20 protein-coding genes, 5 tRNA genes and 1 other RNA gene are annotated in these 21,496 nt (G+C 58.1%); 19 read left to right on the plus strand and 7 right to left on the minus strand.

Annotation, left to right across the window (positions count from 1 at the left end):
• Nucleotides 1-9 precede the first annotated feature (9 nt).
• From wecG to ACA373_RS21110, 7 genes are all read left to right on the plus strand, one after another.
• Nucleotides 10-750, plus strand: a complete 741-nt coding sequence (gene wecG, locus ACA373_RS21080; RefSeq protein ID WP_253457211.1) for a lipopolysaccharide N-acetylmannosaminouronosyltransferase — start codon at nt 10-12, stop codon at nt 748-750.
• Nucleotides 751-918: 168 nt separating this feature from the next.
• A tRNA-Arg gene (locus ACA373_RS21085) sits at nt 919-995 on the plus strand.
• A gap of 74 nt (nt 996-1,069) precedes the next feature.
• A tRNA-His gene (locus tag ACA373_RS21090) sits at nt 1,070-1,145 on the plus strand.
• A 10-nt stretch (nt 1,146-1,155) separates the two neighbouring features.
• Nucleotides 1,156-1,242 (plus strand) — tRNA-Leu (locus tag ACA373_RS21095).
• Between the two features lie 26 nt (nt 1,243-1,268).
• A tRNA-Pro gene (locus ACA373_RS21100) sits at nt 1,269-1,345 on the plus strand.
• Between the two features lie 68 nt (nt 1,346-1,413).
• Nucleotides 1,414-1,490, plus strand: a tRNA-Pro gene (locus ACA373_RS21105).
• 35 nt (nt 1,491-1,525) lie between these two features.
• A non-coding RNA gene (locus ACA373_RS21110) (RtT sRNA) lies at nt 1,526-1,639 on the plus strand.
• A gap of 919 nt (nt 1,640-2,558) precedes the next feature.
• On the opposite strand, the gene hemY is transcribed toward ACA373_RS21110, so the two are convergent.
• The 4 genes from hemY to hemC are packed head-to-tail and all read right to left on the minus strand — an operon-like array spanning nt 2,559 to nt 6,581.
• Nucleotides 2,559-3,749, minus strand: a complete 1,191-nt coding sequence (gene hemY, locus ACA373_RS21115; protein ID WP_253457214.1) for a protoheme IX biogenesis protein HemY — start codon at nt 3,747-3,749, stop codon at nt 2,559-2,561.
• 2 nt (nt 3,750-3,751) lie between these two features.
• Nucleotides 3,752-4,879, minus strand: a complete 1,128-nt coding sequence (gene hemX, locus ACA373_RS21120) for a uroporphyrinogen-III C-methyltransferase (RefSeq protein WP_369896711.1) — start codon at nt 4,877-4,879, stop codon at nt 3,752-3,754.
• A gap of 23 nt (nt 4,880-4,902) precedes the next feature.
• A complete protein-coding gene (gene hemD / locus ACA373_RS21125) occupies nt 4,903-5,643 on the minus strand; it encodes a uroporphyrinogen-III synthase (RefSeq protein WP_253457220.1) in 741 nt (246 codons plus the stop codon).
• Entirely contained in the window at nt 5,640-6,581 is a 942-nt protein-coding gene (gene hemC, locus ACA373_RS21130; protein ID WP_125290718.1) for a hydroxymethylbilane synthase, read from the minus strand. The genes hemD and hemC overlap by 4 nt, the downstream gene beginning before the upstream one ends.
• Before the next feature lie 287 nt (nt 6,582-6,868).
• Here hemC and ACA373_RS21135 point away from each other — a divergent pair, with 287 nt between their 5' ends.
• The 3 genes from ACA373_RS21135 to ACA373_RS21145 all read left to right on the plus strand — a co-directional run bounded on the left by ACA373_RS21135 (nt 6,869) and on the right by ACA373_RS21145 (nt 12,151).
• Nucleotides 6,869-9,418: a class I adenylate cyclase gene (locus ACA373_RS21135; protein ID WP_253457223.1), complete on the plus strand. Its 2,550-nt coding sequence runs from the start codon at nt 6,869-6,871 to the stop codon at nt 9,416-9,418.
• A 168-nt stretch (nt 9,419-9,586) separates the two neighbouring features.
• A complete protein-coding gene (locus ACA373_RS21140; RefSeq protein WP_253457226.1) occupies nt 9,587-10,849 on the plus strand; it encodes an MFS transporter in 1,263 nt (420 codons plus the stop codon).
• Nucleotides 10,850-10,852: 3 nt separating this feature from the next.
• Nucleotides 10,853-12,151: a BNR repeat-containing protein gene (locus tag ACA373_RS21145; RefSeq protein WP_370735041.1), complete on the plus strand. Its 1,299-nt coding sequence runs from the start codon at nt 10,853-10,855 to the stop codon at nt 12,149-12,151.
• 11 nt (nt 12,152-12,162) lie between these two features.
• Here ACA373_RS21145 and ACA373_RS21150 read toward each other — a convergent pair whose 3' ends face one another.
• Complete coding sequence (locus tag ACA373_RS21150; RefSeq protein ID WP_253457230.1) at nt 12,163-12,975, minus strand: helix-turn-helix domain-containing protein; 813 nt, start codon at nt 12,973-12,975, stop codon at nt 12,163-12,165.
• A gap of 264 nt (nt 12,976-13,239) precedes the next feature.
• Between ACA373_RS21150 and ACA373_RS21155 the strand changes: the two genes are divergently transcribed.
• The 9 genes from ACA373_RS21155 (at nt 13,240) to corA (ending at nt 20,635) form a co-directional block, all read left to right on the plus strand.
• A complete protein-coding gene (locus tag ACA373_RS21155) occupies nt 13,240-13,560 on the plus strand; it encodes a cupin domain-containing protein (RefSeq protein ID WP_369896716.1) in 321 nt (106 codons plus the stop codon).
• Between the two features lie 156 nt (nt 13,561-13,716).
• Complete coding sequence (locus tag ACA373_RS21160; RefSeq protein WP_253461191.1) at nt 13,717-13,926, plus strand: lipoprotein; 210 nt, start codon at nt 13,717-13,719, stop codon at nt 13,924-13,926.
• 27 nt (nt 13,927-13,953) lie between these two features.
• Nucleotides 13,954-14,778 carry a diaminopimelate epimerase gene (gene dapF / locus ACA373_RS21165; protein WP_253457236.1) on the plus strand — a complete coding sequence of 275 codons (825 nt, stop codon included), beginning with the start codon at nt 13,954-13,956 and terminating at the stop codon, nt 14,776-14,778.
• Nucleotides 14,775-15,476: a DUF484 domain-containing protein gene (locus ACA373_RS21170; RefSeq protein ID WP_253457239.1), complete on the plus strand. Its 702-nt coding sequence runs from the start codon at nt 14,775-14,777 to the stop codon at nt 15,474-15,476. Before dapF ends, ACA373_RS21170 begins: the two co-directional genes overlap by 4 nt.
• Entirely contained in the window at nt 15,473-16,378 is a 906-nt protein-coding gene (gene xerC, locus ACA373_RS21175; RefSeq protein WP_253457242.1) for a tyrosine recombinase XerC, read from the plus strand. The genes ACA373_RS21170 and xerC overlap by 4 nt, the downstream gene beginning before the upstream one ends.
• Nucleotides 16,378-17,094 (plus strand): 5-amino-6-(5-phospho-D-ribitylamino)uracil phosphatase YigB, encoded by a 717-nt coding sequence (gene yigB, locus ACA373_RS21180; protein ID WP_301731021.1) that lies wholly within the window; start codon nt 16,378-16,380, stop codon nt 17,092-17,094. The genes xerC and yigB overlap by 1 nt, the downstream gene beginning before the upstream one ends.
• A 54-nt stretch (nt 17,095-17,148) precedes the next feature.
• Nucleotides 17,149-19,311, plus strand: a complete 2,163-nt coding sequence (gene uvrD / locus ACA373_RS21185) for a DNA helicase II (protein WP_253457248.1) — start codon at nt 17,149-17,151, stop codon at nt 19,309-19,311.
• Nucleotides 19,312-19,505: 194 nt separating this feature from the next.
• Entirely contained in the window at nt 19,506-19,562 is a 57-nt protein-coding gene (gene ysgD / locus ACA373_RS21190; protein WP_367317867.1) for a YsgD/CorL family protein, read from the plus strand.
• Nucleotides 19,563-19,681: 119 nt separating this feature from the next.
• On the plus strand, nt 19,682-20,635 hold the full coding sequence (corA, locus tag ACA373_RS21195) for a magnesium/cobalt transporter CorA (RefSeq protein ID WP_253457251.1): 954 nt from the start codon (nt 19,682-19,684) through the stop codon (nt 20,633-20,635).
• 37 nt (nt 20,636-20,672) lie between these two features.
• Here the strand turns inward: corA and mdtI are convergent, their stop codons facing one another.
• Nucleotides 20,673-21,002 carry a multidrug/spermidine efflux SMR transporter subunit MdtI gene (gene mdtI, locus ACA373_RS21200; RefSeq protein ID WP_301731022.1) on the minus strand — a complete coding sequence of 110 codons (330 nt, stop codon included), beginning with the start codon at nt 21,000-21,002 and terminating at the stop codon, nt 20,673-20,675.
• A complete protein-coding gene (mdtJ, locus tag ACA373_RS21205) occupies nt 20,989-21,339 on the minus strand; it encodes a multidrug/spermidine efflux SMR transporter subunit MdtJ (protein WP_370735042.1) in 351 nt (116 codons plus the stop codon). The genes mdtI and mdtJ overlap by 14 nt, the downstream gene beginning before the upstream one ends.
• Between the last annotated feature and the right edge of the window lie 157 nt (nt 21,340-21,496).

Below are 21,496 nucleotides of genomic sequence, written 5' to 3' on the forward strand. Positions count from 1 at the left end.
GGACCTGTCATGGACTCCGCTTTTACGCCGCCGCACTACCCGATCCGCGGCATTACGCTGTTGGGCTTTCGCGATATGGCCGAATTCCTTGATTATCTCTGGCTGGGGGAACGCCTGAAAAGCGGCACGCTGGTGGCTATCAATGCGGAAAAGGTGCTGACGGCGGAAAGCCGCCCGGAAATTCATCGTCTGATCGACGAGGCGGAATATAAGTACGCCGACGGCATCAGTATCGTCCGCTCCATCCGCAAAAAGTATCCGCAGGCTAAGGTTGCGCGTATTGCCGGAGCCGATCTGTGGGAAGGACTGATGGAGCGTGCCGGCCGCGAAGGCACGCCGGTTTTCCTGGTCGGCGGCAAGCCGGGCATTTTGTCCCAGACCGAAGAGAAGCTGAAGCGCCAGTGGAACGTCAATATCGTTGGCTCGCAGGACGGCTATTTCGCGCCTGCCGATCGGGAAGCGCTGTTTGCCCGCATCGCCGCCAGCGGCGCAAAGATTGTCACCGTGGCGATGGGATCGCCGCGTCAGGAGATCCTGATGCGCGACTGCAAGGCTCTCTACCCTGATGCGCTCTATATGGGCGTAGGCGGCACCTACGATGTTTTCACGGGCAACGTGAAGCGCGCGCCGAAAATATGGCAGAGAACGGGCTTTGAGTGGCTTTATCGGCTGATCGTGCAGCCTTCGCGGATTGGAAGGCAGCTCAGCCTGCTAAAATACCTGCGTTATCACCTGCGCGGCGATCTTTAATTAACGGCTTTTAAACGGCCTCATCGGTTAAAAGACAAGCATTAACGCGCTAAAACGCCTGTAGTTTAGACAGAACGCACAAAGCGTAAGCAAACGGAATTTTTTGTGCAAAAAGCACTGGACAGGATCGGCTCGAATCCGTAGTATGCCCATCCGCAACGGCGCTACGCGCCCGTAGCTCAGCTGGATAGAGCGCTGCCCTCCGGAGGCAGAGGTCTCAGGTTCGAATCCTGTCGGGCGCGCCATTAAGTTTGTGCGCAAGAGCTGCGGTGGTAGTATTACCGCGTTAGGTAGTAAAGCAGTACGAGTAACAGGTGTGGTGGCTATAGCTCAGTTGGTAGAGCCCTGGATTGTGATTCCAGTTGTCGTGGGTTCGAGTCCCATTAGCCACCCCAGATTTTGTATGCGAAGGTGGCGGAATTGGTAGACGCGCTAGCTTCAGGTGTTAGTGTTCTTACGGACGTGAGGGTTCAAGTCCCTCTCTTCGCACCACAAAATCTTTAGCAGTACGCAGTTTTCGGCGAGTAGCGCAGCTTGGTAGCGCAACTGGTTTGGGACCAGTGGGTCGGAGGTTCGAATCCTCTCTCGCCGACCATATTCCTGAAACCTTGCCGAGGCAGGGTTTTCGCTTAAAGCGATTTAAGCCGCAGTAAAAGCAGTATTCGGCGAGTAGCGCAGCTTGGTAGCGCAACTGGTTTGGGACCAGTGGGTCGGAGGTTCGAATCCTCTCTCGCCGACCACTTTAAGAAAAAGCCAGCTCTCGAGCTGGCTTTTTTGTCTCTGTAGCTTCCAGAGGATGAGAAGCTCCGAAGGAGGTTTGCGCCGAGCGCAGCGAGACAACGTTGCTACAGCAACGGCCCGCAGGGGAATAATCCTCTCTCGCCGACCACTTTAAGAAAAGGCCAGCTCTCGAGCTGGCCTTTTTGTCTCTGTAGTTTCCAGAGGATGAGAACCTCCGAAGGAGGTTTGAGGTTGCTGACAAACCCATCCTCTGTCATCAAGTCGCGTTCGGGCTGGCGAAAAGCAGCAGAGGCAGATCGGAACACGGACACGCCGTGGATCCGTCCATGGAGGCTCGTTTCGCGCGTCCATGCGCGAAAACGGTCCGTTTATCCGCTCAGCCTCTGCTGCTGCGAAGCTGCCGTTTCGCTGCAAAAAAATCCTGTTCACACGAACTCTCTACAACTTTGTCAGCGGTCTGGAACCTCCGAAGGAGGTTTGCGCCGAGCGCAGCGAGACAACGTTGCTTCCCGCCTTCATAACGTCCCGGCTTTCGTGCGTTTTACAGTAAACAGCGCTTCCGGCGAGGGCTTCTCTGCTTTGTCTCTGAAAGACGACATTCATCTCATTGTTATGCAAAAGGTTTACCCGCCTGTACATAAGCTGTCGCTGACTGACGACGCTGTAAACGGCCTCTGTTGCTTTTTAGCGACGGCCCCTGAAAAGTAATATAAGAATATTTTCAGGATAACAGGCTGAATTTAATAGAAATAAGCATTGTTCACAGGCGTAGCTGAAGACCTGGCACGGTATATGCTACAATCCCCCTGTAGAATGCTCATTCCACCTCTTATGTTCGCGTAAGCTTCATAAACCCGGGAATGATGCAGAGCCATTAGGGTACCTGTTGTCCATCTGCCGCTATCGCCGTCAGGCCTTAACGGAGGTTCAGGGCAAAACGTTGAGTCAGGTACCAGCCGGTCTTTCGGCCTGTTTATTTACACCCGCCAAATCGGCGGGTGTTTTTTTATCTGGCGACGGGCAAAAAAAAGCCGGGCAGGGCGCCCGGCTCGTTAATCCAGATTGCATCAGGGATTATTTTTCAGCGTCAGCAGCAAACCGTCGCGACGCATTTGCGCGGCTTCTTCCGGCTTGTGCTGGCGATCCAGCGTGTCGGCCAGCCAGGCGTAGTCAAACGCGTCAGGACGCTGCTTCAGCGCCTCACGGAAAGCTTCGCTCGCCTGCTCCCACTCGCCGTGCTTCATCAACAGCTGACCCAGCGTACTGTGCAGCAGCGGCGTAGCGCCGTGCTGCTTGATCTGCTGGCGGAGCGCTTTTTCAAGCTGTTCAGGATTGCCGGTTTTCAGGCGCGGCATCAGCAGCACCAGTCGCTCATCGTAACCGCGCTTCAGGCCGTCCAGCACGATGGTCTGCGCGCTGTCATGATCGTCACAAACGATCAGATGATCCGCCATCGCCACCTGCAATGCCGTTTCCTGACGCGTTTTACGACTCTGGTCATGCCACCAGCGCTTCAGGCCTTCGCTGCCCTGATCGGCCATCGCCTGATTCATCAGGCCCAGCCAGGCCTGCTGCTGTAGCGCCAGACGGTGCGTTTCATCGGCAACGTGCGCTTTTTCCATAGCGGGCAGGATATCCAGCAAGGCGCTCCATGCGCCGGTGCGAACGTAGGCCTGCTCGGCCAGACGCAGCACTTCCGGATGGCGAGGCGCGACCTCCAGCAGGCGATCAACGCCGTTACGCGCAGCATGATCTTCATTACGCGCCAGCTGTAAACGCACGCGCGTAATTTCCACCGGCAGCTGATCGTTGCCGGCCAGCTCGGTAGCGCGTTCCAGATGCTGATTAGCGCGCGCCTCATCGTTACGCTGCTGAGCGGCTTCCGCCGCCAGCAAATAGTTAACCATCGGCTGTTCAGCGTGATCCGCATTGCGCGACAGCAGCTTTTCAACCTGACGATGATCGCCTTCCGCCAGTTTGATCAGCGCGGCGTTAGTCTGCTTACGCGCCCGGCTGCGCTTGCGTCCCTTAAACCAGCCGCGGGTTTTGGCGCCGGTGCGGAATAAACGGCGCAGGATCCACTCGACGAACAGGATCACCAGCAGCGAAAGGATCAGCACGATCGCCAGCCCTGTGACGCTGGTTTCAATATTCCAGTTGTCGGTCTGGATCAGCACGTAACCCTGATGGCCCGCCAGCATCGGGCCAAGCACGACGCCGACCATCAGCAAGACAAAAATAATCAGTACTTTAAGCATGCTCATTCTCCCTGCTGCTGTTGGACACCCGGCTGGGCCAGCAGGTTGCGCACGCGCGTTTGCATCAGCTTATCCAGCATCGGCTGGCTTTGCAGCGTATCCGGCACGTCCATCGACACGCTCTGCTGGCTCAGCTCGTCCAGCTGGCTCAGGAAGGCTTTGGTGGCCGCATCGTTAGTGTCGAACCAGGCGCGTACCCAGGCAGAGACCGTATCAATAGACTGCTTATAAACCTGATCCTGATGACGCGGTACGGCCTGAGCGGCAATCAGCAGGCGCGAACGGATGTTTTCCCGCAGGTAAATATCCTGATTAGGGGCCAGCAGCGGCTCAGCGGTGGTGTCGCGGCGGCGGATGGTGATGAAATCATCCATAAAGTTATGCCAGCTTTTCACCAGGTTCTGTCGCCACTCGCGCAGCGAAGAGGAAAGCTCACCGCTGTCGGCGTCCATCGGCGCGTCGTCGCTGTCGTTATCGGCCAGGCGCAGATTATCCACGCCGTTGGAGAGCTGGTTCAGCTTGAGGATAATGCCGTCGTAGTCGACCTGACTGACGGCGGAGAGCGAACTGATATCCTGGGTTAACGCGCGACGCGCGTCGATCAGGCTGGGATCGTTCATATCGGCCAGGCTGGCATCGGCGCTTTTCAGCAGCGCGGCGGCCGTGGTCACATCCTGATCGCTCCACAGTTTGCGCCCGGCCAGCTTGACCAGGTAATCCGCCTGCGCCAGCAGCCAGGTGTGCGCGTCATTGCCGGAGATAGTCGCCACTTTCTCTTTCAGCTCTTCCAGCTGCTTGCTCGTGGCCGCCTGCTGAGCGCGTGCGGTATCCAGCGCGCTGCTCTGCGTGGCCAGCTGACGCACCAGATTCTGTTTTTCGCCAGCGGCGTCCTGCTGCAAACTGGCAAGCTGGTCAGCCAGCGCCTTGTTGGTCGCGGCCTGCTGCTGAGCCTGAGTGCGGGCGTGGAAATAGAGGCCTGCGCCCGTAGCCAGCGCAATCGCAATCGCCAGCACGGCCAGCGCCGTAGCGGCATTGCGCGGCTTACGGTCGGGCTGTTGCTTTGGCGTTAAGGTCGCTTCCTCCGGGGTGGTTGCTTCAACCATGGCAGAGGACTCTTTTTGTTCCGTCATTGTGGCACATCCCATATTTAAGTTTATTGTAACGCGCGCAGTAAGGCGTCGTTATCGGCACCCTCGGCCACCCTGATATCGCGCCAGCCCAGTTCTGCGGCACGGGTAGCCAGGCGTTCACTGACGACAATCAGCCGACAGTGCAGAAGCCATTCCTCGCGATCGATCTCCGGGAACAGCGAATAAAGCTGCTGTAGCATTTCGCCGCTGGTAACCACCAGCGTATCCACCTGCCGGTCACGCCAGCGGCGGCCTTCAATGGCGCCCTGATAAATTTTCGCACAGCGTTGATAGCATTCAACAAACTGTACATCAGCGCCGCGCTGTTGCAAGGTTTCCGCCAGTAATTCCCGCCCGCCGTTGCCGCGCAGGATCAGCGCGCGTTTGCCGGCTACCTGCTGTAAGGCAGGAAGCTGGATTAAGATCTCACTGGTTTCGCGCTCGTGCGGCCAGACGACATCGTGTCCGCTGACGGTATGCAAGGCGAGCGCGGTAGTGCGGCCTATAGCATAGTAGTGCAGTGAAGCGGGCCACGACACGCCGGCTCGCACTAAGGCGGGATGAGCGTAATGGATCGCATGCTGCGACAGAAGAAAAACCAGATCGCCGCTTTGCAACGACGTCAGCTGGTTCGGGAGATCGTCCAGACCGGTGCCCGGCGTAAATTCAATCAGCGGCATCGCCCAGGCAACCCGGCCAGCGGTACGTAAACGGCTGACCAACTCTTCGGCCGCCGGTGTCGGACGGGTTACCAGGATGCTCATCTGGGCGGATTTCCTTTATACACTTCCGCCAGAATTTCGCGCGCGCCATTATTCAGCAGCTCTTCCGCCAGCGAGATGCCCATCTTTTCGGCGTCTTCGCGCGGGCCACGGCGCTCGCCACGGATCATAGCGCGCCCGTCCGGCGAGCCGACCAGGCCGCGCAGCCACAGCTCGTCGCCTTCCAGCTCGGCAAAGCTGCCGATCGGCACCTGACAGCCGCCTTCCAGCCGGGTATTCATCGCCCGCTCGGCCTTGACGCGCACCGCGGTGTCTTCATCATTCAGCGCGGCGAGCAGCGTAATGGTCTGCGCGTCGTCAAGACGGCATTCGATCCCGACCGCGCCCTGGCCGACCGCAGGCAGCGACTCTTCCGCAGGCATGGCATGGCGAATACGATCGCCCATGCCCAGACGCTTCAGTCCGGCGACAGCAAGGATAATGGCGTCGTATTCGCCCGCATCCAGCTTGCTTAAGCGGGTGCCGACGTTCCCGCGCAGCGAGCGGATAACCAGATCCGGACGGCGCGCGCTCAGCTGACACTGGCGGCGCAGGCTGCTGGTGCCGACCACCGCGCCCTGAGGCAGCGCGTCCACGGAATCAAAGCGATGGGAAACAAAGGCGTCCAGCGGATCTTCGCGCTCGCAAATCGTGACCAGCCCCAGGCCCTGGGGAAACTCGACCGGCACATCCTTCATGGAGTGAACGGCGATATCCGCACGGCCGTCCAGCAGCGCCTGTTCCAGCTCTTTCACGAACAGGCCCTTGCCGCCGACCTTGGCCAGCGGCGTATCTAAAATGATGTCGCCTTTGGTGACCATGGGCACCAGCTCAACGCTCAGCCCCGGATGACAGGCCATCAGGCGCTGCTGAACATAGTGCGCCTGCCACAGCGCAAGTGGACTCTGGCGGGTAGCTATTCTTAAAATTTTGTCTGACATGCTGGTTACCGTTTTTATCGTTCACTGATTATCCTATCATTGATACGGGAAGGCTGACAGTTTCCGCCGCCTGAAACGGCAGGCGCGGGCGGTATGCGGGCTTTTTCGGTCGGGGTGATGGTAAAACGTGCTAAACTGTTTGGTAGCGCAACTTTCTTTACGGTCAACCGACCAGGTGTTAGATTGATCACGTTTCCAGCAATTATTCGCACGACTATTTTTAAAGCAAGCGGCGGATGTCGGGAACGGGGTTTTTTGCAGGCACTGGGATAATCAGGCGAGACGTCTTGTACCTCTACATTGAGACACTGAAACAGAGACTGGATGCCATCAACCAGCTACGCGTCGATCGCGCGCTGGCGGCCATGGGACCTGCTTTTCAACAGGTTTACAGTCTGCTGCCGACCTTATTACATTATCATCATCCGTTGATGCCGGGTTACCTTGCAGGTAACGTTCCACATGGCATCAGCTTCTACACGCCTGATGAAAGCCAAAAAAATTATCTTTATGATTTAGAAGGCAAATCTGGATCCCTCGCCGCGCTGACGCCGCAGGGCGAGATGCCGATCACCGGCGTTTACTCCATGGGCAGCACTTCTTCCGTCGGCCAGAACGCCACTTCCGACCTGGATATCTGGGTCTGCCATCAATCCTGGCTGGATAACGAAGAGCGTCTGGCGCTGCAAAAGAAATGTACGCTGCTGCAAAAATGGTGCGCCGGTATGGGCGTCGATGCCAGCTTCTTTCTGATCGATGAAAACCGCTTCCGTCATAACGAAAGCGGCAGCCTGGGCGGCGAAGACTGCGGTTCCACGCAGCATATCCTGCTGCTGGACGAATTCTATCGCACTGCGGTACGCATGGCCGGCAAACGCATTCTGTGGAATATGGTGCCGGGCGAAGAAGAAGAGCATTACGACGACTACGTGATGTCGCTGTATCAAAAAGGCGTGCTGACCCCGAACGAGTGGCTTGATTTGGGCGGTCTGAGCACGCTTTCCGCCGAGGAGTATTTCGGCGCGAGCCTGTGGCAGCTCTATAAAAGCATCGACTCGCCCTATAAGGCGGTGCTGAAGACGCTGCTGCTGGAAGCCTACTCCTGGGAGTATCCGGGCACCCGGCTGCTGGCGATGGATATCAAACAGCGCCTGCACGATGGCGAAATCGTCTCTTATGGTCTGGATCCCTACTGCATGATGCTGGAACGCGTCACGCACTATCTCACCAGCATTGACGATCATGCGCGTCTGGATTTGGTACGCCGCTGCTTCTATCTGAAGGTGCGCGAAAAACTTTCCGTCGACAGCGATCCGGGCTGGCGGCGCGAAATTCTCAGCCAGCTGGTCAGTGAATGGGGCTGGGACAAAGAGCGGCTCACAATGCTGGACAGCCGCGCCGAGTGGAAAATCGGCCGCGTGCGTGAAGCGCACAACGAGCTGCTGGACGCGATGATGCAGAGCTACCGCAACCTGATCCGCTTTGCCCGCCGCAATAATCTGAGCGTCAGCGCCAGTCCGCAGGATATCGGCGTGCTGACGCGCAAACTCTACGCCGCTTTCGAGGCGCTGCCGGGCAAGGTGACGCTGGTCAATCCACAGATTTCGCCCGATCTTTCCGAGCCGCATCTGACCTTTATTCACGTGCCGCACGGCCGCGCCAACCGCGCCGGCTGGTATCTTTATAATCAGTCGCCGGATATGCAGTCCATCATCAGCCATCAGCCGCTGGAATATAACCGCTACCTGAACAAGCTGGTGGCGTGGGCGTGGTTCAACGGCCTGCTGACCAGCAAAACGCGACTGCATATTAAAGGCAATGAGATTTGCGATCTGGCCAGGTTACAGGAGCTGGTGACGGACGTGTCGCACCATTTCCCGCTGCGGCTGCCCGCGCCGACGGCAAAGGCGCTTTACAGCCCGTGCGAGATCCGCCATCTGGCAATCATCGTTAACCTGGAACACGATCCTACGGCGGCCTTCCGCAATCAGGTGGTGCATTTTGACTTCCGCAAGCTGGACGTGTTCAGCTTTGGGCAGCAGCAGCAGTGCCTGATCGGCAGCATCGATCTGCTTTACCGCAACTCGTGGAATGAAGTCCGTACGCTGCATTTCAACGGCGAGCAGGCGATGATCGAGGCGCTGAAAACCATCCTGGGTAAAATGCATCAGGATGCGGCGCCGCCGGATAACGTCGAGGTCTTTTGTTACAGCCAGCATCTGCGCGGCCTGATCCGCACTCGCGTGCAGCAGCTGGTGTCGGAGTGTATCGAGCTGCGCCTCTCCAGCACGCGCCAGGAACCCGGTCGGTTTAAAGCCGTGCGCGTGGCCGGACAAACCTGGGGACTGTTCTTTGAGCGGCTGAGCGTCTCGGTGCAAAAGCTGGAAAACGCCGTGGAGTTTTATGGCGCCATCTCCAACAACAAGCTGCACGGCCTGTCGATCAAGGTGGAAACCGATCAGACGCGGCTGCCGTCGGTAGTCAACGGCTACGCCAGCGAAGGCATCATCCAGTTTTTCTTTGAGGATACGAAAGACGATCGCGGCTTTAATATCTACATCCTGGATGAGACCAATCGGGTGGAGATCTATCATCACTGCGAGGGCAGCAAAGAGGAGCTGGTACGCGACGTCAGCCGCTTCTACTCCTCCTCGCACGATCGCTTTACCTACGGCTCCAGCTTTATCAACTTTAACCTGCCGCAGTTCTATCAGATTGTGCAGGTGGACGATCGTTTTCAGGTTATCCCTTTCCGCAGCCAGACGCTGACGCAGCTGTGCGCGACCGATTCAGACAACGATCCCAGCGACTACACGCCGCGTTATCAGATGCATTGATACTGCCCGCCATCTGCGGGCAAATGCCATTTCTTCCGCCGTTCTGGCGCTGAAGTACAAATCGCCATGATGCTATTCACAGAGTAAATCATCCCGCGCTCTTGCCCGATATCATCCATTTTATACTCGCGCCGTATTCTCATTTAAAGGCATTACCGCGAGGGATATATGGAAAAAGGACAGGCATTACTCACCAGGGAAGGAAATAAGTTCGGCCTTTTTATTTCTCTGCTTCTGCTCTTGCTCGGCTGCATTCTGTTTTTCTTCTCTTTTGATCGGCAAATCGTTTCCATTCTTAAAACCACGCTGATGCATGAAATGGGCGTGGGCAATAAAGAGTATTCGCTGCTGATTACCGCTTTTATGCTGCCCTATATCGTGATGTATTTTTTCTCGGGCGCGCTGGTGGATAAATTCGGCAGCCGCTGCGTGCTGACCTTTTTAATGCTGCTAATGTCGATAGCCACGCTGATCACCGGCCTGGCGCATTCGCTGACCGGGATGCTGATTGGCCGCTTTATTCTTGGCATAGCGGAGTCCGGCGTCGTGCCCGCCTTGACGCTGGCGATATTTACCTGGTTTAGAGCGGAGCAGCGCGCTTTCGCTTTTCAGCTGACCAATATTATTCAGTCGCTGGGCCTGATCGTTGCGCCGCCTTTTATTGCCTGGGTCACGCTGGCGGGCGGCTGGCGCTGGGCGTTCTTTATTCCGGCCGCGGCGGGCATCGTGGTCGGCCTGCTGTGGTTTCTGGCCAGCCGTCGCCAGCCGACGTCGGCGGAGCCGCTGCCGGAAAAAGAGGACGACCGCGTCTCCACGCTGCAACGCTATAAATTGGTGCTGGCTTCCGCGCCCGTCTGGACGCTGATTATCGCGCGGCTGCTGACCGATCCTTTCTGGTTCTTTTATCAATACTGGCAGATCGGCTTTATGCAGGAAAAGCTGGGGCTGAGCCTGGCACGCGTCGGCGAGCTGATGTGGTTTCCGCCGCTGGCGGCGGTGTTTGGCGTGCTGCTGGTGTGCCGGATCTCCGATCGGCTGGTGGCGCGCGGCGTCGAGCCAACCCGGGCGCGGCTGAATCTGATCTGGACGGTAACCTGTCTGGCGCCGCTGATTTTTTTACTGCCCACGGTACAAAACATCTGGCTGGCGGTAGGCATTATGACCGTGATTAATTTTATGTGCACCGCCTGGCTGAGCATGGTGACCATCATGATGGGCGGGCTGGTGCCGCGCGCGGCCATCGCTACCGCTATCGGTATCATGAGCGCGCTCGGCGGCATCAGCGCCATTCTCTTCAACGGCTTTGTCGGCACCATTATTGATGCCTTTGGCTATGCCGTACCGATCTATATCGGCGCGATGCTTCATCCCGCCGGTGCCATCGTGCTGGCCGTTTATTTCCTGCGCCGTAAAAATAATCAAGGAGAATGAAAGATGAGTACAGAGGTTCATGTCTCTGCCGTGGGTGAGGCCTGCGCAGATTTTAACGTGCTCTATTGCCTGCTGCATCATGAGGGGACGCTATTTGCCGCCTGGTACGACGCCGCGCATCGCATCACCGTGGGATGCCGTCGTGCAGGCGTAGCGACATGGGAAACTTTTCAGCCGGAAGGCTTCTGGCTGGCGTCACGCAACCGTGACGCCAACGTCACCGATTACGATTCACATAACTACCTGACGATGGCCGTAGACAGCGAAGGCTACCTGCACCTTTCCGGCAATATGCATGTCGATCCGCTGATCTATTTTCGCTCCGAACGCCCGCTGGATATTTATTCGCTGCGCGTGGTCAGAGCGATGACCGGCGCACGTGAAGCGCGCACGACTTATCCGCTGTTTTTTAAAGACGCGCAGGGACGTTTACTGTTCCGCTATCGCGACGGCTGTAGCGGCAACGGCGACGATATCTATAACGTATATAATACGGCGCGGCGGCAGTGGTCGCGCCTGTTGGACACGCCGCTGCTGGACGGCGAAGGCTTACGCAACGGCTACGCGCGGCCGCCGGTAGCCGGGCCGGATGGCTGGTGGCATCTGGTCTGGATGTGGCGCGAAACCCCGCACTGTGAAACCAACAACAATTTATCCTATGCGCGAAGCCGCGACCTGCAACGCTGGGAAACCTCTGCCGGACAGCACCTGACGCTGCCCATCTCGCGGGAACGAGGCGAAATTGTTGACAGCGCCGGGGTTGGCGAAGGGCTGATTAATATGGTGCAGGAAATCGGTTTTGACAGTCAGGGAAGGCCGCTGCTGATTTATCACCGCTACGACCAGAACGGCTGCTCGCAGGCTTATCTCGCCAGGCCGGACGGCACGGGAAACTGGCAGAGAAGCCAGCTCAGCCAGTGGCGTTTTCGCTGGGACTTCAACGGGCCTGGTTCTATTCCGCCGGATCTGGTTTTGCAGCCGCCGCGCGTGACCGCCGAAGGCCAGCTGGAAGTGGCGTGGCGTTCGCTATGGAGCGGCGCAGGGCGCTGGCGGATTGATGAAGCATCCTTAACCGTGACGGCAACGCTCCCCGCCCGCGTAACGCTGCCGGAAACGCTGTTGCGGCCGCGCCAGCAGCTGCATCCGCAGGCCGAGGTGCAGCTGCTGGCGGCGCAAAACAGCGACTATAGCCCGCAGCATCGCTACTGGCTGCGCTGGGAGGCGCTGCCGATCTGCCGCGACGAACCTTATCCGGCGACGGTGGCGCCGGGCAGGCTGGAACTGGTCGAAGCGCAGGGCTAACTGCTTTGGGCTTAACGGCACTGGCCGGGCGACAGGCCAAACTGCTTGCGAAACAGACGGGAAAAATAGCTGACCTCGTTAAAGCCGACCCGCTTTCCCGCTTCGGAGATGGTCATATCACTGTATTGCAGGTGATATCTTGCCTGGAGCAGCCTGGTGGTGGTCAGATATTGCTGCGGCGAGACGCCCGTATAGTCGACAAACCCCCGTTGCAGCGTGCGGCGGGAAATCGCAAACGTCTGGCAGAGGCGCTCCATATCCAGCGGCTCGGCCAGATGACTATTCAGCCAGATAATAATCTGGCTGATGCGATCGTCGCTGGAGGCGAAATCCTGGGTTTTATAGCGCCACTGGTTCAGCGTATGCAGCGTTTCCAGAAAAATAGCTTCCTTATGGCTTTCGCCAAGCAGCTTGTTTTCGTACTTTGTGGCCGAATGCGCCATTAATCTGGCCATGATCTGCTTTATTACCCGTATATTTATCTGCCAGACGCGGCTTTCACCCGGCTGAATCAATAAGTGCTCAATATTTTTTAGCACGTTAAAACGATCGGGCGCCAGATAAAGTAAATTCACCTGCCTGATATTTTTCATCTCTTCGAAAAGGTGATAATCGTGACGGTTGAGATAACACAATGTGCCTGCGGTTAATAAGTAGGGTTTTTCATTAATAACGTGGATGCCGCTGCCTTTTTCCACCAGAAACAGTTCGCAATACTCATGCCGGTGCTCCTGACACAGGCTCTTTTCCGGCCGCCAGAAATGAAAAATAACTTTTTCATCGGGATGGCGGAAATGCGTCTCGCGTGGAAGCGTAATCGTCATGGCTTTATATCCTTATCGCGGGCGTCGTTTGCAAATAAATAGTCATCTTCAGCCAGGCTGCCCGCCCTGTAATTGCCGCCCATCACAAAATGGTAAAAAATTAACCCGCCTCGCGGCGGGAATAACTATCACGCCATCCCAACTCATCCGTTTGCGCTTTTGTACAAATCGGCATGATAGCCGTCACAGTTGGTTTTGCGTTGCCTGGAAAATTGCCGCTGCCGGAGCAGAATAGCGGCCAAATTTATTGTAAGGAGAACACGCATGTTTTTCTTTTATAAAGATTCACGGCAGGAAAGAGCGGGTGAAGGCGTCGCCCGTCGCGTGCTGGCGCACGGCGGCAAGCTGATGTGCGTGCAGGTCAGTTTTGAGCAGGGCGCGATTGGCCCGATGCACAGCCATCCTCATGAACAGCTAACCTGGGTGCGTTCCGGCGTCTTTCTGTTCACTATCGGTAAGGAACAGCGCGAGGTGAGAGCGGGCGACAGCTTATATAAGCAGCCGAATATACCGCATGGATGCGTCTGCCTGGAAAGCGGCGTGCTGATCGATCTCTTTACGCCACAGCGCGAAGACTTTTTGTAGCCCATCGCCGCCGCTGCTTTTTGCCCGGCACGGCAAACAGGATGCCGTGCCTTTTACCGCTTTCCTTTCTGCAACCTTCGCCTTTTTCCTGTTGCTTTTAGCACTTCACCTGCGATGATAGTCTACCAACAGGCAGCAATGATGAGCAGAACAAGCATGAAGAAGATGATTTGCCGGATGGCGCTGGCGCTGGCCGTGGTCAGCCTGGCGGGATGCGGACTGAAAGGCCCTCTCTATTTTCCAAAGCAGGAGCAGCCGCCAAAAAACGCTGGCGCGACGACACCGCCAAAAACCGCCAGCGGTACGGCGTCCGGCGCGCAGCAGCAGTCAACGACTACCGATGCGGAACAGCAATCGGCTCAGTAACTCATGACGCACTCGCTGGAGCCAAACATGCAGTTCTCCAAAATGCACGGTCTGGGCAATGACTTTATGGTGGTCGATGCCGTGACGCAAAACGTCTATTTTTCTCCTGAACTGATCCGGCGACTGGCGGATCGGCATCTGGGGATCGGCTTCGATCAGCTGCTGATCGTGGAACCGCCTTACGATCCCGACCTGGATTTTCACTACCGCATTTTCAACGCCGACGGCAGTGAAGTGGCACAGTGCGGCAACGGCGCGCGCTGCTTCGCCCGCTTTGTGCGTCTGAAAGGGCTGACCAATAAAAGCGAGATCCGCGTCAGCACGCAGACCGGGCGCATGGTGCTGAGCGTCACGCCGGATGAGCTGGTGTGCGTCAACATGGGCGAGCCCAATTTTGAGCCGCAGCAGGTGCCTTTTCGCGCGAACAAGGCGGAAAGCCTCTATCTGATGCGCGCGGCGGAGCAAACGGTGATGTGCGGCGTGGTATCGATGGGCAACCCGCATTGCGTATTACAGGTCGACAGCGTAAAAACGGCGCGAGTGGAAAGCTTAGGGCCGGTGCTGGAAAGCCACGAGCGTTTTCCCGAACGCGTTAACGTCGGCTTTATGGAAGTGGTCAGCCGCGAGCATATCCGCCTGCGCGTCTACGAGCGCGGCGCGGGCGAAACGCAGGCGTGCGGCAGCGGCGCCTGTGCGGCGGTAGCGGTCGGCATTCAGCAAACCCTGCTGGCGGAAAAGGTTCGCGTCGATCTGCCCGGCGGCAGCCTGCATATCGCCTGGAAAGGGCCGGGACATCCGCTCTATATGACCGGCCCGGCCACTCACGTTTACGACGGATTTATTCATCTATGAAACATGTCAGCGAGGCCGCCAGCGATATCCTGTTGGACGATCGCGCGGTGAGCGATTACCTGCTGCAAAACCCGGATTTCTTTATCCGCAACGCTCGCCAGGTCGAGCAAATGATTGTGCCGCATCCGGTACGCGGCACGGTTTCGCTGGTGGAGTGGCAGCTCAGCCGCCAGCGTCACCAGATTGCGCAGCTGGAAGAGGAAATAACGCTGCTGATGGAGCAGGCCAGCGCCAATCATCGGCTGTTCGAACAGCTGCTGACCTTGCAAACGCGGCTGGCGGCGGCCGACAGCCTGCACGAGATGCTGAACCGCCTGCATCGCTGGGCGCGCGAGCTGGGGCTGGCGGGCGCCAACGTGCGGCTGTTCAGCGAAAAGTGGCGGATTGGCGCACCGTCCGACTTTACGCAGCTGGCGCTGTCGCGGCAGGCGTTCGAGCCGGTACGTATTCAGCGGCTGGGCAAGCAGCAGCACTATCTGGGCAGCCTTAACGGCCCGGAACTGCTGCTGCTGCTGCCGCAGGCCAAAGCGGTCGGCTCGGTGGCGATGTCGCTGCTGGGCGAGCGCGGCGAGCTGGGCGTGCTGATCTTCAGCAGCCGCGACAGCCAGCACTATCAGTCCGGCATGGGCACGGTGCTGTTGCAGCACCTCTCGCATATGCTGCCGGAACTGCTGCAGCGCTGGGTGGAAAGGGCATGAACGCGTCTCCTCTACAGCCAGCCGTAGAGGGCTTCCTGCGCTACCTGAAAGTCGAGCGCCAGCTCAGCCCGCTCACGCAGATTAGCTACGAGCGGCAGCTGAGCGCCTGTATTATCCTGCTGGATGAGATGAAGCTTGCCGCCTGGGAGAAGCTGGACGCCGCCCAGGTACGCGCGCTGGCCGCACGCAGCCGCCGTGGCGGCCTTAAGCCCGCGAGCCTGGCGCTACGCCTTTCCGCGCTGCGCAGCTTTCTGGACTGGCAAATCAGCCAGGGCAAGCTGAAAGCCAACCCGGCCAAGGGCGTCGCCACGCCGCGCGCTTCCCGGCATCTGCCGAAAAATATCGATGTGGACGAGGTTAACCGCCTGCTGGATATCGATCTGAACGATCCGCTGGCGGTGCGCGATCGTGCCATGCTGGAAGTCATGTACGGCGCCGGGCTGCGCCTTTCTGAACTGGTCGGCATCGATATTTCCCATCTCGATCTGGCTTCCGGCGAAGTATGGGTTTCCGGCAAGGGCAGCAAAGAGCGCCGTCTGCCGATTGGCCGCATGGCGGTGGAATGGACGGAGCGCTGGCTGGCGCTGCGCGAGCTGTTCGCGCCATCCGATAACGCGCTGTTTCTGTCAAAACAGGGCAAGCGCATTTCCACCCGCAATGTGCAAAAGCGTTTTGCGGAGTGGGGCGTGAAGCAGGGGCTGTCCAGCCATATTCATCCGCACAAGCTGCGTCACTCCTTTGCGACGCATATGCTGGAGTCGAGCGGCGATTTGCGCGCGGTACAGGAGCTGCTGGGCCACGCCAATCTCACCACGACCCAAATCTATACCCACCTTGATTTTCAACATCTGGCCTCGGTTTACGATGCCGCGCATCCCCGTGCCAAACGAGGAAAAACCTGATGCATTTTTACCGTTCGCTGCGGCCGATCGCGGCCATGACCTTCGATCTGGACGATACGCTGTACGACAATCGGCCGGTAATCAGCCGCACCGCTAAAGAAACCCACGCGTTTTTGCAGGCCTATCATCCGGCGCTGAACGAGTTCAGTCCCTTACAGTATCAGCAGCTGCGTGACAGCCTGCTTGAGCAGGAGCCGGACATTTATCACGACGTCAGCGAATGGCGTCGCCGCGCGGTGGAGCTGGCAATGCTGAATAGCGGCCTTAGCGCGTCGGAAGCGGAAAAAGGCTCGCGCGCGGTGATGGCGCATTTCGCCCACTGGCGCAGCCAGATCGAGGTGCCGGCCGAAACGCACAGCACGCTGGCCGCACTGGCGGCGAAAATCCCGCTGGTGGCGATCACCAACGGCAACGCCGAGCCGCACCTGTTCGGGCTGGATAAATACTTTAAATTTATTCTGCGAGCCGGGCCGCACGGCCGCGCCAAGCCTTATCACGATATGTATCACCTGGCGGCAGAAAAGCTTAACCTGCCTTTACACAGCATTCTGCACGTGGGCGACGATCTCACGACGGACGTGGCTGGCGCGGTGCGCTGCGGGATGCAGGCGTGCTGGATCAACCTGCATCATCACAACCTGATGCAGGCCAGCGACAGCCGCCTGCTGCCCACGCTGGAAATTTCGCAGTTGGCATCCCTGACCGCGTTGTTATAATACGCTGGTTAAATATCCAGTGGAGCAACAGCTTCCCCTAACCTGACGGTGCTTATGGACGTTTCTGACCTTCTCGACGGCTTGAATGACAAACAACGCGAGGCCGTAGCCGCGCCGCGCAGCAATTTGCTGGTGCTTGCGGGGGCGGGCAGCGGCAAGACTCGCGTGCTGGTTCACCGCATCGCCTGGCTGCTGGGGGTTGAAAACTGTTCGCCTTACTCCATCATGGCCGTGACCTTTACCAACAAGGCCGCCGCCGAGATGCGCCACCGCATTGAGCAGCTGATCGGCACCAGCCAGGGCGGCATGTGGATCGGCACCTTCCACGGCCTGGCGCACCGCCTGCTGCGCGCGCACCACCTGGACGCCAACCTGCCGCAGGATTTTCAAATCCTCGACAGCGAAGATCAGATGCGCTTATTAAAACGCCTGATCAAAGCGATGAATCTGGATGAGAAGCAGTGGCCCGCCCGCCAGGCCATGTGGTACATCAACGGCAAAAAAGATGAAGGGCTGCGGCCAAAGCATATTGAGAGCTACGGCAATCCCGTTGAGCAGACGTGGCTGCGCATCTATCAGGCCTACCAGGAAGCCTGCGACCGCGCCGGGCTGGTGGATTTCGCCGAGCTGCTGCTGCGCGCGCACGAGTTGTGGCTGAATAAACCGCATATCCTTAACCACTACCGCGAGCGCTTCACCAATATCCTGGTGGACGAATTTCAGGATACCAACAATATCCAGTATGCCTGGATCCGGATGCTGGCGGGCGACAGCGGAAAAGTGATCATCGTAGGCGACGACGATCAGTCGATCTACGGCTGGCGCGGCGCGCAGGTTGAGAACATCCAGCGCTTCCTTAACGATTTTCACGGCGCGCAGACCATCCGTCTGGAGCAGAACTACCGCTCCACCAACAATATTCTGAAGGCGGCCAACGCCCTGATCGCCAACAATAACGGTCGTCTGGGGAAAGAGCTGTGGACGGACGGCAGCGACGGCGAGCCGATCTCTATCTACTGCGCGTTCAACGAGCTGGACGAAGCCCGCTTCGTGGTGAACCGCATCAAGGTGTGGATGGAAAACGGCGGCGCGCTGAACGACTGCGCCATTCTCTATCGCAGCAACGCCCAGTCGCGCGTGCTGGAAGAAGCACTGCTGCAAACCAGTATGCCTTACCGCATCTACGGCGGAATGCGCTTCTTCGAGCGTCAGGAAATCAAAGACTCGCTGGCCTATCTGCGGCTGATCGCCAACCGTAACGACGACGCCGCTTTCGAGCGCGTGGTCAATACGCCGACTCGCGGCATTGGCGACCGCACGCTGGACGTGGTGCGGCAAACGGCGCGTGAGCGCCAGCTGACGCTGTGGCAGACCGCCCGCGTTCTGCTTCAGGAGAAAGCGCTGGCCGGTCGTGCCGCCTCGGCGCTGCAACGCTTTACCGAACTGGTGGACTCGCTGGCGCAGGAAACCAGCGAAATGCCGCTGCACGTGCAGACCGACCGGGTGATCAAAGATTCCGGCCTGTGGCTGATGTACGAGCAGGAAAAAGGCGAAAAGGGCCAGGCGCGTATCGAAAACCTTGAGGAACTGGTCAACGCCACGCGGCAGTACAGCTATCAGGATGAAGACGAAGACCTGATGCCGCTACAGGCTTTTCTTTCCCACGCGGCGCTGGAAGCGGGCGAAGGTCAGGCGGATAAATGGCAGGATGCGGTGCAGCTGATGACCATGCACGCGGCCAAAGGCCTGGAGTTCCGTCAGGTCTTTATCGTGGGGATGGAAGAAGGCATGTTCCCAAGCCAGATGTCGCTGGAAGAGGGCGGCAGGCTGGAGGAAGAGCGTCGCCTGGCCTATGTGGGCGTCACGCGCGCCATGCAGAAGCTGACGCTGACCTATGCGGAAACGCGTCGGCTGTATGGCAAAGAGGTGTATCACCGGCCATCGCGTTTTGTCGGCGAGCTGCCGGAAGAGTGCGTGGAGGAAGTGCGCCTGCGCGCCAGCGTCAGCCGTCCGGTCAACCATCAGCGAATGGGCACGCCAGTTACGCAAAACGACAGCGGCTTTGCGCTCGGCCAGCGCGTGCGCCACGCTAAATTCGGCGAGGGGACCATCGTCAATCTGGAAGGCAGCGGCGATCACAGCCGGTTACAGGTTGCTTTCCAGGGCCAGGGCATCAAATGGCTGGTGGCCGCCTACGCGAAGTTAGAAACGGTTTGATCCCGCTGCGGCGCGCCTAACCCCGCGCCGCCTTTACGTTTTTCCCCTTCACTGCTTCAACGTCGCCCGCGCGCTTTCTCAGGCAGTCGGCGGGGATGCCCGTGCCTGCCGCTTCGTTTCTCCCGGCTGGCTGTTGACGCCATTTTCAGCACAGCGTAACATGCGCGCACTATCACCCTCAGAGGACATTCGCCTTGGACACACCCAGTAGATACTGGCTCATTGACCTGGAAAACAGGTACAACTCCTAAGGCTATCCTCCTCTGCCGATAGCCTTCGTGGTTGTTGGCGACCCGCATCCCGCTTCGCTCTGAGTCAGATTCCCCGTGTTCAGGCGCGTCCCACGCTATGACGAATTGGGAGTACAGCTATGCTGAGCGCATTTAAACTTGATCAAAGCCGCCTTGCCCGCCTGGAGCTGGAAGAAACCACGGACGAACTGTCCAGTTCGGTCTGGGTCGATCTGATCGAACCAGAAGAAAATGAGCGCGATCGCGTGCAGAACGAGCTGGGCCAAAGCCTGGCGACCCGTCCCGAGCTGGAAGATATCGAGGCCTCCGCACGCTTTTTTGAAGATGAAGACGGTCTGCATATTCACTCCTTTTTCTTCTACGAAGATGCAGAAGATCACGCGGGCAACTCCACCGTAGCCTTTACCATCCGCGACGGTCGCCTCTATACGCTGCGCGAGCGCGAACTGCCCGCGTTCCGTCTTTATCGTATGCGCGCGCGTAACCAGGTTCTGACCGATGGCAACGCGTATGAGCTGCTGCTGGATCTGTTTGAAACCAAAATCGAACAGCTGGCGGACGAAATCGAAAACATTTACAGCGATCTGGAAAAGCTCAGCCGCGTGATTATGGAAGGCCAGCAGGGCGATGAGTTCGATGCCGCGCTCTCCACGCTGGCCGAGCTGGAAGATATTGGCTGGAAGGTGCGCCTGTGCCTGATGGATACCCAGCGCGCGTTAAACTTCCTGGTGCGCAAGGCGCGTCTGCCGGGCAATCAGCTGGAGCAGGCGCGCGAGATCCTGCGCGATATCGAATCGCTGCTGCCGCATAACGAATCGCTGTTCCAGAAGGTCAACTTCCTGATGCAGGCGGCGATGGGCTTTATCAATATCGAGCAGAACCGCATTATCAAAATCTTCTCGGTGGTCTCGGTCGTGTTTCTGCCGCCAACGCTGGTGGCTTCCAGCTACGGCATGAACTTTGAGTTTATGCCGGAGCTGAAGTGGAGCTTCGGCTATCCGGGCGCTATCTGCCTGATGATCCTGGCAGGCCTGGCGCCTTACGCCTATTTCAAGCGTAAAAACTGGCTGTAGCAGACGATAAGAGAGCGTTCGAGGACGCTCTCCACTCTCAGGCAAGCTTGATCAACACCATGCCGACCAGCAGTACGAGCAGGCCGAACCAGCCGCGACGGTTCAGACGCTGACCGAACAGTATCCAGCCCGCCGTCGCCGTGGCGACGATGCCGAAGCCTCCCCACAGCGCATAGGCTACCGACAGATCGATACCTTTAACCGCCTGCGCCAGCGCGCTAAAGGCCGCCAGCACGGCAACAATCGACGACAGGCCATACAGCGGGCGGCGAAAGCCGTTCGAATATTTAAGAAAAATATTGGCTAAGATTTCCAGCACCACGGCGAGCGCCAGCCAGGCAATATGCGTCCCGTTAAGCGGCAGCATGGCTGGTCTCCTTGCGGCTTATCGTCCCCGACTTCACCAGGGCAATACCGGTCACCAGCGTCGCCAGTCCGGCCACTTTCATCAGGGGCAGCGCCTCGTCAAACAGCATGACGCTGAACAGCGTAATACACAGCACGCCGACGCCTTCCCAAATAGCATAGGCCACGCCCAGCGCAATTTTTTTAACGGCGAAACACAAAGTAATATAAGAAAGGGCGATCATTGCCAGCATAAAAAAATAACCGGCAGCGTGGCCGTTAAGGCTGGCCCATTTCATGGCCAGCGTGCCAACAATTTCAAAAACGATGGCAAGCGCCAATAATAACCAATAAAACATTTTCTCTCTCCGGAAACAGAAATAATTAGCGCAATCGATGCGCGGCAGAAAATCCGTAGAGAGTGCGCTACAGCGCGAAACGCCAGTGCTGGTCAGCGACGGGACGGCAGGCAAGCCGGAGGGGGGAAAATGCAGGAAGTATCAGGGAAATGAACAA

This window comes from Erwinia sp. STN24, assembly GCF_041320675.1.
GTDB classification, from domain to species: Bacteria; Pseudomonadota; Gammaproteobacteria; order Enterobacterales; family Enterobacteriaceae; genus Erwinia; species Erwinia aeris.

What these genes read in the sequence shown, in the direction of transcription:
- mdtJ (WP_370735042.1), bottom strand. Translation starts at nt 21,339, where the DNA reads ATGTTTTATTGGTTATTATTGGCGCTTGCCATCGTTTTTGAAATTGTT.
- ACA373_RS21160 (WP_253461191.1), top strand. Translation starts at nt 13,717, where the DNA reads ATGAAGAAGATGATTTGCCGGATGGCGCTGGCGCTGGCCGTGGTCAGC.
- hemX (WP_369896711.1), bottom strand. Translation starts at nt 4,879, where the DNA reads ATGACGGAACAAAAAGAGTCCTCTGCCATGGTTGAAGCAACCACCCCG.
- ACA373_RS21170 (WP_253457239.1), top strand. Translation starts at nt 14,775, where the DNA reads ATGAAACATGTCAGCGAGGCCGCCAGCGATATCCTGTTGGACGATCGC.
- mdtI (WP_301731022.1), bottom strand. Translation starts at nt 21,002, where the DNA reads ATGCTGCCGCTTAACGGGACGCATATTGCCTGGCTGGCGCTCGCCGTG.
- xerC (WP_253457242.1), top strand. Translation starts at nt 15,473, where the DNA reads ATGAACGCGTCTCCTCTACAGCCAGCCGTAGAGGGCTTCCTGCGCTAC.
- hemY (WP_253457214.1), bottom strand. Translation starts at nt 3,749, where the DNA reads ATGCTTAAAGTACTGATTATTTTTGTCTTGCTGATGGTCGGCGTCGTG.
- yigB (WP_301731021.1), top strand. Translation starts at nt 16,378, where the DNA reads ATGCATTTTTACCGTTCGCTGCGGCCGATCGCGGCCATGACCTTCGAT.
- ACA373_RS21150 (WP_253457230.1), bottom strand. Translation starts at nt 12,975, where the DNA reads ATGACGATTACGCTTCCACGCGAGACGCATTTCCGCCATCCCGATGAA.
- uvrD (WP_253457248.1), top strand. Translation starts at nt 17,149, where the DNA reads ATGGACGTTTCTGACCTTCTCGACGGCTTGAATGACAAACAACGCGAG.
- corA (WP_253457251.1), top strand. Translation starts at nt 19,682, where the DNA reads ATGCTGAGCGCATTTAAACTTGATCAAAGCCGCCTTGCCCGCCTGGAG.
- wecG (WP_253457211.1), top strand. Translation starts at nt 10, where the DNA reads ATGGACTCCGCTTTTACGCCGCCGCACTACCCGATCCGCGGCATTACG.
- ACA373_RS21155 (WP_369896716.1), top strand. Translation starts at nt 13,240, where the DNA reads ATGTTTTTCTTTTATAAAGATTCACGGCAGGAAAGAGCGGGTGAAGGC.
- ACA373_RS21140 (WP_253457226.1), top strand. Translation starts at nt 9,587, where the DNA reads ATGGAAAAAGGACAGGCATTACTCACCAGGGAAGGAAATAAGTTCGGC.
- dapF (WP_253457236.1), top strand. Translation starts at nt 13,954, where the DNA reads ATGCAGTTCTCCAAAATGCACGGTCTGGGCAATGACTTTATGGTGGTC.
- ACA373_RS21145 (WP_370735041.1), top strand. Translation starts at nt 10,853, where the DNA reads ATGAGTACAGAGGTTCATGTCTCTGCCGTGGGTGAGGCCTGCGCAGAT.
- hemC (WP_125290718.1), bottom strand. Translation starts at nt 6,581, where the DNA reads ATGTCAGACAAAATTTTAAGAATAGCTACCCGCCAGAGTCCACTTGCG.
- hemD (WP_253457220.1), bottom strand. Translation starts at nt 5,643, where the DNA reads ATGAGCATCCTGGTAACCCGTCCGACACCGGCGGCCGAAGAGTTGGTC.